The sequence below is a fragment of the Halomonas sp. AOP13-D3-9 genome, assembly GCF_052379125.1.
In the GTDB taxonomy this organism is placed as follows: domain Bacteria; phylum Pseudomonadota; class Gammaproteobacteria; order Pseudomonadales; family Halomonadaceae; genus Vreelandella.
This window is the reverse complement of the sequence record NZ_JBQSYH010000016.1, coordinates 46,436-58,517: the sequence shown is the minus strand read 5'-3', so window position 1 is coordinate 58,517 and position 12,082 is coordinate 46,436. Positions and strand designations below refer to the sequence as shown.

At 56.4% G+C, this 12,082-nt stretch carries 10 protein-coding genes; 9 read left to right on the top strand and 1 reads right to left on the bottom strand.

Going from position 1 to position 12,082, the window contains the following annotated elements; genetic code table 11:
• The first annotated feature begins 7 nt into the window (after nt 1–7).
• From rnc to acpS, 5 genes are read left to right on the top strand one after another with little or no spacing between them, the layout of a single operon-like run.
• Nucleotides 8–700 (top strand): ribonuclease III, encoded by a 693-nt coding sequence (rnc, locus tag ACT3UM_RS17520; protein ID WP_498900902.1) that lies wholly within the window; start codon nt 8–10, stop codon nt 698–700.
• Complete coding sequence (gene era / locus ACT3UM_RS17515; RefSeq protein WP_240716589.1) at nt 697–1,596, top strand: GTPase Era; 900 nt, start codon at nt 697–699, stop codon at nt 1,594–1,596. The genes rnc and era overlap by 4 nt, the downstream gene beginning before the upstream one ends.
• Before the next feature lie 8 nt (nt 1,597–1,604).
• Entirely contained in the window at nt 1,605–2,300 is a 696-nt protein-coding gene (recO, locus tag ACT3UM_RS17510) for a DNA repair protein RecO (protein WP_498900899.1), read from the top strand.
• A 55-nt stretch (nt 2,301–2,355) separates the two neighbouring features.
• Nucleotides 2,356–3,192, top strand: coding sequence for a pyridoxine 5'-phosphate synthase (gene pdxJ, locus ACT3UM_RS17505; protein ID WP_498900898.1), 837 nt, complete (start codon nt 2,356–2,358; stop codon nt 3,190–3,192).
• Nucleotides 3,193–3,225: 33 nt separating this feature from the next.
• On the top strand, nt 3,226–3,603 hold the full coding sequence (acpS, locus tag ACT3UM_RS17500; RefSeq protein WP_035578627.1) for a holo-ACP synthase: 378 nt from the start codon (nt 3,226–3,228) through the stop codon (nt 3,601–3,603).
• 87 nt (nt 3,604–3,690) lie between these two features.
• Here the strand turns inward: acpS and ACT3UM_RS17495 are convergent, their stop codons facing one another.
• On the bottom strand, nt 3,691–6,423 hold the full coding sequence (locus ACT3UM_RS17495; RefSeq protein WP_498900895.1) for an ATP-binding protein: 2,733 nt from the start codon (nt 6,421–6,423) through the stop codon (nt 3,691–3,693).
• A 91-nt stretch (nt 6,424–6,514) separates the two neighbouring features.
• Here ACT3UM_RS17495 and cysM point away from each other — a divergent pair, with 91 nt between their 5' ends.
• From cysM to mazG, 4 genes are all read left to right on the top strand, one after another.
• Nucleotides 6,515–7,447, top strand: coding sequence for a cysteine synthase CysM (cysM, locus tag ACT3UM_RS17490; protein WP_498900893.1), 933 nt, complete (start codon nt 6,515–6,517; stop codon nt 7,445–7,447).
• Nucleotides 7,448–7,449: 2 nt separating this feature from the next.
• The gene (gene rlmD, locus ACT3UM_RS17485) at nt 7,450–8,853 is read left to right on the top strand and encodes a 23S rRNA (uracil(1939)-C(5))-methyltransferase RlmD (RefSeq protein ID WP_498900891.1); all 1,404 of its coding nucleotides are present in this window, start codon (nt 7,450–7,452) and stop codon (nt 8,851–8,853) included.
• 92 nt (nt 8,854–8,945) lie between these two features.
• Nucleotides 8,946–11,222, top strand: coding sequence for a GTP diphosphokinase (gene relA, locus ACT3UM_RS17480; protein WP_498900889.1), 2,277 nt, complete (start codon nt 8,946–8,948; stop codon nt 11,220–11,222).
• On the top strand, nt 11,222–12,076 hold the full coding sequence (gene mazG / locus ACT3UM_RS17475) for a nucleoside triphosphate pyrophosphohydrolase (RefSeq protein WP_498900887.1): 855 nt from the start codon (nt 11,222–11,224) through the stop codon (nt 12,074–12,076). Before relA ends, mazG begins: the two co-directional genes overlap by 1 nt.
• The last annotated feature ends 6 nt before the right edge of the window (nt 12,077–12,082 follow it).

Here is a 12,082-nt window from a genome sequence, read left to right as displayed (position 1 = left end):
GAGAGCTGTGAGTAATTCCTTGAACGCTTTTTGCCGACGAATCGGCCATACCTTTAGCGATGATACGCTATTGGAATTGGCCTTGACCCACCGTAGCTTCGGTGGTCGTAACAATGAGCGCCTGGAGTTTCTGGGTGACTCCATCGTCAACTTTGTGATCGCTGAAGCGCTATTTCAGCGGTTCCCCCAAGCTCGTGAAGGGCAGCTTTCGCGCCTGCGTGCGCGGTTGGTGAAGGGGCAAACCCTGGCAGAATTAGCCCGGGAAATGGAGTTCGGTGAATGCTTGCGGCTAGGCTCTGGTGAGATGAAAAGCGGCGGGCATCGGCGTGAATCGATCCTGGCGGATGCGGTAGAAGCCATTATTGGTGGTATCTATCTGGACGCCGGGATGTATGTGGTGCGCGACCGGGTGTTGGATTGGTACGCAGAAAGACTGGGTAATATCTCTTTGCAAGATACTCAAAAAGATCCCAAAACACGACTGCAAGAATTTTTGCAGTCACGCCAAGCGGCGTTGCCGCGGTATGAAGTTGTCTGCGTCAAGGGCGAGGCGCATGCCCAGACCTTTACCGTGGAGTGCTACATTGACCTGTTGGCCGAGCATACCACCGGTAAAGGCCCTAGCCGCCGCCATGCTGAACAGCAAGCGGCAGAAGAAGCGCTGTCGTACCTCGAAAAAAGCCCTGGAGATAAATCATGAGCCAAACCTGCGGATTCGTTGCCATTGTTGGCCGACCCAACGTGGGCAAATCAACCCTCATGAACCGTATTCTGGGGCAGAAGATATCGATTACCTCACGGCGGCCGCAAACCACGCGCCACCAGGTCATGGGTATTAAAACAGTTGATGAAACACAGTTTATCTATGTGGATACGCCGGGCATGCACATCATGTCCAAGGATCGTAATAAAGCCATTAACCGCTTTATGAACCAGGCGGCCACCCAGGCGCTGCGCGATGTCGATTGTGTGGTCTTTATTATTGACCGCACCCGTTGGACAGAAGAGGACCAGGCGGTGTTGAAGCGCCTTGAACACGTTAAGGCGCCGATAATTCTGGCGGTCAATAAAGTCGATCGGTTAGGCGAAAAGGGCGATTTGCTGCCTTGGCTAGCGGATGTCGGCGCTCGCCGTGACTTCGCCGCCATCGTGCCGATTTCAGCGAAGCACGGTACCCAGGTAGATACCCTGGAAGAGGAGGTGGCCAAACACCTGCCCGAAAGCGTCCACTTCTTCCCCGAAGACCAAATTACCGATAAAAGCCTGCGCTTTATGGCCGCGGAGCTGGTGCGTGAAAAAGTCATGCGCCAGTTGGGCGATGAGCTCCCTTACCAGATGACCGTCGAAATTGAAGAGTTTCGCGAGACTGAGCGTGTGACTCATATCAGCGCCTTGATCCTGGTCGAGCGCCAGGGGCAAAAGGTCATTTTGATTGGTGAAAACGGCGACCGCCTCAAAAGCATAGGCCGCGAGGCGCGCCTGGATATGGAGCGCGCTCTGGGCACCAAGGTGATGCTCAATTTATGGGTGAAAGTAAAACGTGGTTGGTCGGATGACGAGCGCGCCTTGAAAAGCTTGGGTTACGACCTCGATTGAAGGTAACGATGGCGCCAGAGCCGGCTTTTTTACTTCATCGCCGGCCTTATCGTGAAACCAGTGCGCTGGTGGACCTATTAACGCTTGATTACGGTAGGGTGAGGGCGGTTGCTCATGGAGGCCAGCGGCCTGGCTCAAAATCACGCCAGCGTCTGCAGCCGTTTACACCGCTGTTTGTGACCTGGCAAGGCAGCCGTGATCTAAAGCGGCTCACGCTAATGGAGTCCCGCGGCCAGACGGCGCTGCTGGCCGGGGAAGGTCTGTTATGTGGGCTCTACGCCAATGAGATTGCCACCCGACTACTGCCATTAGAGCTGCCAGCGCCTGACGTTTTCGCGTTTTACACCGCGTTACTCGAAGCACTCCCAGCGCCCGCGGAACGCGCATTGTCGCTGCGTCGCTATGAGTGGGCGTTGTTGGAAGCGCTTGAAGCAACGCCACAGTTTACAACACCCGACGGTAGCGTTTTAGATCCTCAGCTTCGCTACCGCTTTGATGCCGTGTCGCGCTCTTTTTTGCCTGCAGATCGCGGTTTGGATGGTCGCACGTTGCGCTATATCGAGCAGGGGGATTGGCAACATGAAGGGCTTGCCAATGCATTGAAGGCAGTGACACGAGCGGCGCTGGCCCCTCACCTTGGCTCCACCGTGTTACGTTCGCGAGAACTGATGCTTGATTTAGCCCGGCGCCGCCACCGCCCCTGATTTTTTGAATGTCCTTGTTCACAAACTCTTATCTTATTGCTGCGTTGGAGGCATCATGCACCCCCCTCGGATACTGTTAGGCGTCAATATTGATCACATCGCGACACTTCGCCAAGCCCGAGATACTCGCTATCCCGATCCCGTACAGGCGGCTTTAGTCGCTGAAGAGGCGGGCGCCGATGGCATTACGGTGCATTTGCGTGAAGACCGGCGGCATATCCAGCCCCGGGATGTACGCATTCTGGCGGAAGTGCTTAACACGCGCATGAACCTGGAAATGGCCGTCACTGAAGATATGCTGGCCCTGGCTGAAGACGTTCGCCCCGCGCATGTCTGTTTAGTGCCGGAAAAACGTGAAGAGCTGACCACCGAAGGCGGTCTGGATGTCGTTGGCGGTTTTGACGCCATTGCCAGCGCCTGTCAGCGGTTGAGCGCGGCGGGTTGCGACGTATCCTTGTTTATCGACCCTGATATTGAGCAGATTGACGCTGCTCAGCGCGCCGGAGCGCCGACGATTGAACTGCACACCGGGGCTTACGCCGAAGCGCGTTCCGGCAGCGATGCCGCCAATGCGGAGTATCATCGCTTAACCACCGCTGCGACTCACGCTATCTCACTAGGCTTGGTGGTTAACGCTGGCCACGGCTTGCACTATCACAACGTGGAAGCGATTGCGGCGCTGCCGGGCGTTAACGAACTCAATATTGGCCATGCCATTATCGCCCGTGCGCTGTTTGTTGGCCTGAAAGAGGCCGTGCAGGAGATGAAGCGCTTGATCGTCGCTGGCCAAGAGGCAGGGTTAATGGCGGCCTTAGATGCCCACGATCATGAGCACGACCATGACCATGCAGACCACGCTGAGCATATTCATAATGGCTGCTGCGGGCATTAATCAGCGGTTTTCTATTGAGAGGTTGTTTAGGCGATGATCGTGGGAATCGGTTCTGATATTGCCCGCGTTGAGCGTTTTACGCGGGCCATGCAGCGGCACGGCCCACGCTTTGCCCAGCGTATTTTAGGCCCCGATGAGCAGACCCTTTGGCTGCAGAAATCCCAGCCCGCGGCGTTTCTGGCCAAACGCTTTGCTGCCAAGGAGGCCTTTGTAAAAGCCCTGGGGCTAGGCCTGCGCCAGGGATTGCAGTGGAGTGATATTCAGGTGCTGAACGATGCCTTGGGTAAGCCCTATTTCCTGCTCAGCGGCGAAGCCGAACGGCTGTTGCAAGCCGCAGGTGTGATCAACAGCCATGTGACCTTGAGCGATGAAGCTGAGTACGCGGTGGCTTTTGTGGTGCTTGAGCGCTAATTTCAAGATTAATGTTAAGGATTACTGGGTGCTCGATTTACTTAGCGCCCCAATAATTTAATAGACGGTAATTTAATGTCCTGTCATTTAATGTCTAAGTAGCTGTGGGCGGTGCGCACGTAGCCGCGCCATTGCTTGGTATAGCTCTTCCAATAGTCCCTCAACATGGTCTAAACCGCTGGTACGAAGGCGGGTTTCCAGGGCCTCGACCAGCAGAGCTAACTCCGGCGCGCCGCAGTAACGGCTGGCGCCATTAAGTCCATGTACCCAGTCGAGCAGTGTGGGCAAGTGTTGTTGGCTAAAAGCGGTGCGCATATGCTGTTCGCTTTCATCCAAACTGTCGATCAAGCGTTTGAGCTGCTCTCGCGCCAAGTCCTCTTTTCCCCCCGCTAGGCGCGCGCCAATCTCAAGATCAACGACAGGTAGCTTAGCGGGTGCCGTGTGGCTGAAGCGTGGCTTGGTGGTTTTGCTATCGCGCTGAGAGTCGGGCGTTGCAGGGTTGCTGGCGGTTAGCCCTTGGGTAACCCCCAAAAAGCGCTTTAGCAACTGTTCTAGCTGTTCCTCATCAATCGGTTTTATCAGCACGTCATCAAGGCCTTCCGCGAGCCACCGCTGGCGTTCGCTGCTAAGCACATGGGCGGTGACGGCAATAATCGGGCAGCGGGCCCAGGTGCTACTGATTCGGCGCAGCGCCTGGGTGGTCTGGACGCCATCCATCCGCGGCATGCGAATGTCCATTAACACCATGTCAACATTATGGGTGCGGGCGAACTCAAGCGCCTGATGGCCGCTTTCTAGCGTGGTGACATGCAGAGCAGGGGTCTCAAGCATGCTTTTGAGCAGCTCCCTGTTCGGCGCATTATCGTCGACAATCAGTAGTTTGAGTGGCGGAGTCGCGGCTGGAAGCGCTAGCTGTTCCTGTTCGGTGTTAGGCGACGTAAATGCAGGTAATAATAGTAGCTGCTGGAGGGATGTCACCAACTGAGCGCGGGAAAAGGGTTTGTAGAGCGTCTCGCCGCCATGGGTTAAGTGCAGCGGCGGCAGATCAAAGCTGTTGCCATTGGCTAAAATGAGTGTGGGGCAGGGCGTTTGATCAATCACCGTTTGCCAATGGGCGTGCCATTCGGGGCTAAAGTCGCTGTGCTCCAAGCCTAATATGAGTAACTGTGCTGGCTCAGAGGCATCAAAGGTGATCGGCTGTGCTTCCCAGCGCTGCAGTAAATGCTCGAGTACGTGCCGGGTTGGTGCGTGAGTCTCATATAAACGAATAGTCGGATTGGCAAGGCTGATTTCCGCTGGCCGTTCGATGGCTTTATGAGCCAGCATGGGCAGTGTAAAGGAGAACGTCGTGCCTTTGCCCAGCTCGCTTTCGACGCCAATCTCTCCGCCCATGCGCTCAATCAATTGTCTGCAGATAGTAAGGCCAAGGCCGCTGCCACCAAATTGCCGCGAATGGCTGGGCTCTGCTTGAGAAAAGGCGCTAAACAGTGCTTCCTGATGGGCCTCGCTTAGGCCAATCCCCGTGTCACTGACGCTGAGATTGAGCACCACATGCTGGCCTTCCAGGTTGTCCAGCATGACGCGCACAATCACGTCGCCTTCATGAGTGAACTTGAGCGCATTGCCAATTAAGTTATTCAACACCTGATGAATGCGCAGCGGGTCGCCGGTCAGTGGTGTGGGTACGTCGTCATACACCATGGCCACCAAGTGCAGCTGCTTGCGTTGGGCTTCTGGGGCGTGCAGCCCCACCACTTCGTCGACCAGGGCGACGATATCGATATCCGTCTCTTCCAGGGTGAGGCGATTGGCTTCAAGCTTGGAAAAGTCGAGTACATCGTTAACCAGTATCAGCAGATTGTCGCAAGCGCGGTGGACATGCTGCAGCCACTCCTGCTGTCGTGTATCCAGCGACGAACGGCCCAGTAACCGGCAGAAGCCGATAATGCCGTTTAGCGGCGTGCGAATCTCATGGCTCATATTGGCTAAAAATTCAGACTTCACGGCGTTAGCTCGCAGAGAGCTCCGGTGAGCCAAATCGAGCTTGATATTCTGCTCCTCAATGGTTTCCATTGACTCTTGCAGCTCGCTGGTGGCCTGCTTAATTTGCGTTTGCATATCCCGCTGGGCCTGCTGAAAGTGCTCGGCCAGGGCGTTGATATAGCTACTTAAGTGGTGAAGCTCGGTTGCATTTGAGGGCGCCAGACGTAGCCGATAGTCACCGCGGGATAGCCGATAAAGGGCCTGGTTGGCTTCCTCGATAGGGCGGGTGGCATAGCGGCTGATGGCAAACGCAACTAAAAACAGCAGTAGGCCAAGTAGCATGCCGCCTAAGCTTAGACTGGCGATCAGTTTATAGCGTCCTAGGGTTAATGCCCGGGTGTCCATTTCGATATCTAGCCAACCAACGCTGCTATTGTCTGCTTGGCTGGCATTAGTCTGGGGAGTGCTTAGCGGCAAACGCAGTCGCCAAGCCTCTTGCTCCTTAATCAATTGCTGATCAGCGGGGGCGGTTAGCGGTGGTGGGTTGGATTGACCCATTAATAAAAGACGATTGCCTTGTTGATTAAAGAGCGCAACCGTACGCAGCCCTTGCATATTGAGCAGTTGGCGGCCCAAGGTCTCCAAGCGCTGGATATCAGCCGTTTCGACCGCATTAGCAAGACTTGGGGCCAGCAACTCGCCGACGCTGACTAAACGCTCTTGGTGGGCCGCGCGCGCTTGCGTATCACTCAATATGACCAGCATTACCGCCATCAGGGCGTACACCAGGAGTGGAAAACCGAGTAAGGCAAATAGAAGACGGGTATTCAATGACATGAAAAGAAGCTCGTTGATTCAATAAGGTTGCCTGTCCAGTCCAAGGCAGCACCGATATAATGCAGCATAACGGTGACGATAAGGAACATTCATGAATGATCTCAAGGGCTATCTCAAGAACGATCTCAAGGGCTATCCCACGTTAGAAGATGTGGTTGGTAACACGCCCCTGGTACGCCTGAAGCGCATTAGCGCTGGACGTAACAATACACTGTTGGCCAAGCTCGAAGGCAATAATCCTGCCGGGTCGGTCAAAGACCGCCCCGCGCTCTCCATGATTAATGAAGCAGAAGCGCGGGGCGATATTACCCCTGGCGATACGCTGATTGAGGCGACTTCAGGCAATACCGGGATTGCGCTCGCCATGGCGGCGGCGATTAAAGGCTACCAGATGGTGCTGATAATGCCGGAAAACGCCTCCGATGAGCGTAAACAGGCGATGGCAGCTTTTGGGGCTAAATTAATTTCTGCCAGCAAATCCGGGGGCATGGAGGAGGCTCGGGATATCGCAGATGGCATGATTGCCAGAGGCGAGGGGAAGCCGCTCAATCAGTTCGCCAACCCGGATAACCCCCTGGCGCACTACCGCACCACCGGCCCGGAGGTATGGCAACAGACGGGCGGCGAGGTGACTCACTTCGTTAGCTCCATGGGTACCACGGGTACCATTATGGGCGTGTCACGCTATTTGAAAGAGCAAAATCCAGCCATTCAAATTGTCGGCTTGCAGCCTGCCGATGGCGCGAGTATTCCCGGTATCCGCCGCTGGCCACAAGCTTACCTGCCGGCTATTTTTGAGGCACCGCGGGTGGATGTCACCCTGGATATTGGCCAACAGGAAGCTGAAGAGCACATGCGACGTCTGGCGCGCGAAGAGGGTATTCTGGCCGGGGTGTCGTCGGGTGGCAGCCTCGCCGGTGCGCTGCGCATCGCTGAGCAAACCGAAAATGCAGTGATTGTGTTTATTGTCTGTGACCGTGGTGATCGCTATCTCTCCACTGGCCTTTTTGCCCCAGGAGTATAACCATGGCCATGTTGGGAAAACGGCGGCCGCCCAGGCCTGCGTCAGGTCATTCTGGGCTAGCGGGTACGCCAGGCGGCAAAACGCGGCCTACGGCGACGGATGATACATCGCCCCTGGTGATTGAACGCTTGGCCCACGATGGCCGCGGCGTTGCCCACGCTGCCAACGGTAAAACCGTGTTTGTTGATCAGGCGCTGCCCGGTGAACAGGTGGAAGTAGCCGTTCACCTCACCCGCAAGCGCTTTGATGAAGCGCATATCAAGTCATTGCTGACGACGTCGGAGCAGCGCGTTACCCCGCCGTGCCCGCATTTTGGCCACTGCGGTGGTTGCGATTTGCAGCATTTAAATATCGATGCCCAGCGTGCCCATAAGCGCGAAGTAGTGCGCGACCTCTTTGCGCGTCAAGGCATCACGCTGGATCAGATCGCCTCGATTCAGGGGGATGATCAAGGCTACCGTCGCCGTGCGCGGTTGGGCGTCAAAGTCGATAGCCAGGGTAATACGCGGCTTGGTTTTCGCGCTGCCCACAGCCACCGCCTGGTGGATATCGAACGCTGCCCGGTATTGGTGAATCCCCTGCAGCAGTTGCTAACGCCCCTGCGCGAGCTGCTGGAAACCCTGGAGGCCCCGCGACAGGTAGGTCATATCGAACTGCTGGCAACGCCTGCAACACCGGTGGTGTTGGTGCGTCAGTTAAAGGAGCATGGTAACGACGCCGAACGCTGGCAAGCCTTTGCAAAGCAGCAGGCAGTCGCGCTGGGCACTTGGTTGGGGCGTGAATCGCCCACACTGCACTGGCATGGCGCACCGCCGACGCTAGAAGAGTCGTTAACCGTTAACGGCCAGCCACCGCTGAGTTTAAGTTTTGCGCCGGGGGACTTTTTACAGGTCAACGCCCAGGTTAATCAGCAAATGGTCGCTCAGGTGATCCAGTGGTTAGCGCCTAAGTTAGGACAAAAGCTACTCGACCTGTTTGCCGGTATCGGTAATTTCAGCCTGCCCATCGCGGCCGCGGGAGCTGAGGTGCATGCGGTGGAGGGTAACCCCGCCATGGTGGCGCGCATTGCCATTAATGCCAAGCGTAACCAGCTAATGGTTAGCGGCCAGCAGGCCGATTTAAACAGCACTGTCAGCGTTAAGGAGCTGTTAAACGACCACGGCGATAGTGACGCGCTGGTGCTCGACCCGCCGCGTAGTGGCGCTGAAGTCATTTGTCAGGCGCTGGCGCAGCACCCTGTGCCCAGGGTGGTCTATATTTCCTGTGATCCAGCGACGCTTGCCCGGGATGCGGCACATCTTGTGCATGCAGGTTACCGGGTCAAGCAAGTAGCAGTGGCGGATATGTTCCTTCACACTGCACATATGGAAACGCTGATGCTGTTTGAAACTGATGTTAAAAGCTGATGTTAAACGTTGCGGGCTAGGGTTGCCCCATCGCATCAAGCCACGGTGACGGCCGTGTAGAGACCGTCTTCCTGAAAGGATAAGTGATTGTCATGGTGAAAGTGCGTGAAGACCAGCCGCTAACCGCAAGCGGAAAGGTGGACATACAGCAGTGGTTAACGCGCCTGCAGGAGGATGTGCGCCTACCTGAGCCTGAACGTTTAGTCGAGGCCTGTGAACTCGCTGAGCAGTTAGAGCTTGAGGCACCGCGTACCCATCGCGTATGGCTGTCGCCAGGTTCTAGCTTTCGTATGGGCCTGGAAATGGCCGATATTCTTGGCGAATTAAAGCTCGATCAAGCGACGCTGGAGGCCGCCGTTCTCTACCGCGCGGTGCGTGAAGAACTGCTGAGCCTTGAGTCGGTGTCAAAGCGCTTTGGCGAAGAAGTGGCCAGCCTGATTGATGGCGTGCTGCAAATGGCCGCTATCAGCTATCCGCTGGCGCCTGACCATGGTATGGGCCAACACAATCAGCAGGAAAACCTGCGCAAGATGCTGGTTAATATGGTCGGCGATGTGCGGGTAGCGCTGATCAAAATTGCCGAGCGAACCTGTGCCCTGCGCCAGGTAAAAGACGCTCCCCGGGAAAAAAGTTTACAGGTGGCCAGGGAAGTCGCCGATATTTACGCACCGCTGGCTCACCGCCTGGGCATCGGTCAGCTTAAGTGGGAGCTGGAAGACCTATCGTTTCGTTATTTACACGAAGACGAGTACAAAGCGATAGCCAAGCTGCTGGCGGAGAAGCGTCTTGACCGCGACCGCTACATCCACGATGTCGTCGAAACCATCAAGGCTTTGATGGAAGCCCAGCACATCCACCGCTATGACGTGGATGGTCGGGCCAAACATATCTACTCGATCTGGCGCAAAATGAAGCGTAAGCGGATCGATTTTTCCCAGGTACACGACGTACGTGCGGTGCGTATCCTGGTGCCAGAAGTAGCCGACTGCTACACCGTACTGGGCATTATTCACTCGCGTTGGCACCATGTGCCCAACGAATTTGACGACTACATCGCCAACCCCAAAAAGAACGGCTACCAGTCGCTGCATACCGCTGTGATGGGGCCAGAAAACAAGGTGCTCGAAATTCAAATTCGCACCTTCGCCATGCACGACGAAGCGGAGCTGGGCGTGTGCGCCCACTGGCGCTACAAAGGCCACGACACCAACGCCAAAAGCCGTAGCTACGAAGAGAAAATTGCCTGGCTGCGTCAGGTATTAGAGTGGCAGGACGAAGTGGGCGGCTTTGGCGATCTTCGCGAAGGGCTCTCTAGCGATGTGGCACCTGACCGTATCTATGTATTTACCCCCGACGGTCATGTGATCGATTTGCCGCGGATTGCTACACCGATCGATTTCGCCTACCGGGTGCATACCGAAATTGGCCACCGCTGCCGAGGCGCCAAGATTAATGGCCGCATCGTACCGCTCACCTACAAGCTTAAAACCGGCCAGCAAATAGAAATTCTTACTGCTACCAAAGGCGGGCCGAGTCGCGACTGGTTAAACCCCAGCCTGGGCTATGTGCGCACCTCTCGGGCGCGGGCCAAAATCCAGGCGTGGTTTAAACATCAGGCGCGGGATCAAAATCTGGACGAAGGACGCGTGCTGTTTGACCGTGAAATGCGCCGTCTGGACGTCGAGGGCCTTGATCTGCCCAAACTGGCCAAAGCGGTTAACTACCTCAATGCTGATGATATGTACGCCGCCATTGGCGCCGGTGACCTGCGCATTGGGCAAGTGCTACACCAGGCCCAGCAGCTGTTTGGCGAAAGTGACGACCAAGAGCAGCTCGACCGCCTACTCGCCAAGCCAAAACGCCAATCCAGCAAAGCCACCAAAAGCGATATTACCGTGCTGGGTGTCGGCAACCTGAAAACCAGTATGGCCAACTGCTGCCGCCCGGTGCCCGGTGAGCCGATTATCGGCTTTATTACCCAGGGGCGCGGCGTTACTGTTCACCGTCAGGATTGCAGCAATATTCTGCAATTGCGCCTGGACGAACCCCAGCGCATTATCGAAGTGGAGTGGGGCGAGCGCGCCCAAACCCGCTACCCGGTGACCATCGAGATTCAGGCCTGGGACCGTTCCGGTCTATTGCGTGATGTCACTGGTTTACTGGGTAATGAAAAAGTTAACGTGCTGGCGGTGAACACGCTCACCGATACTGATGAGGGCATTGCCCGGCTGCGTATCACGCTGGAAGTCGACGGTCTGGAGTCCCTGGGGCGGCTGTTCTCGCGTATCCAGCAGTTGCCTAACGTTACCGAAGTGCGCCGTTTGCGTAACGCCGACCCGGAACAAAATATCCGCAAGGGAGGAGCATAATGCGCCATGGTATCGACGACCTGCTGACGCTCATGCAGGTGCTGCGTAACCAGGAGCAGGGCTGCCCTTGGGATCTCCAGCAGGATTGGGACAGCATTGTTCCCCACACCCTGGAAGAGGCTTATGAAGTCGCCGATGCCATCGAGCGACGCGCTTTTGACGAACTACCCGGCGAGCTGGGCGATCTGCTCTTTCAAGTGGTTTACTACGCCCAGTTCGGCGCCGAAGAGCAGCGCTTCGACTTTGCTGATATCGTCGATACCCTGACCGCCAAGATGTTGCGTCGCCATCCCCACGTATTTCCGGAGGGCACCCTTGGCTCGCGCCGCCCGCCGGGGGTGAGCGCCGAGGAAGTGCAAACCCAGCAGGTCAACAGCCGCTGGGAGTCGTTGAAAGCCGAAGAACGTGAGAAAAGGAAGCGTGCTGAAAGGGCCGATGAGGCGCCCTCTGTGCTCGACGATGTACCGCGCACGCTACCTGCGCTAAGCCGCGCTGCCAAGCTGTCTAAACGCGCCGCGCGGGTAGGCTTTGAGTGGCCCGATGCCCGCGGTGTGATTGACAAAATTCGTGAAGAGTTGGCCGAGGTCGAAGAAGCGCTTGCCGCTGGCGACCAGCAGCACGCCCAGGAAGAAGTCGGCGATTTGTTGTTTGCGGTCACCAACCTTGCCCGCACGCTGAATGCCGACCCGGAGCAGTGCCTGCGCGCTACCAATGCCAAGTTCGAGCGCCGTTTTCGTTTTGTTGAGCGCGAGCTGAGCGCTGCCCAGCGGCCATTGACGGAGGCTTCTCTAGACGAGATGGAAGCCCACTGGCAGGCGGCGAAAGCAGAAGAAAAACAACCTACCCATCCCTGATTTAAT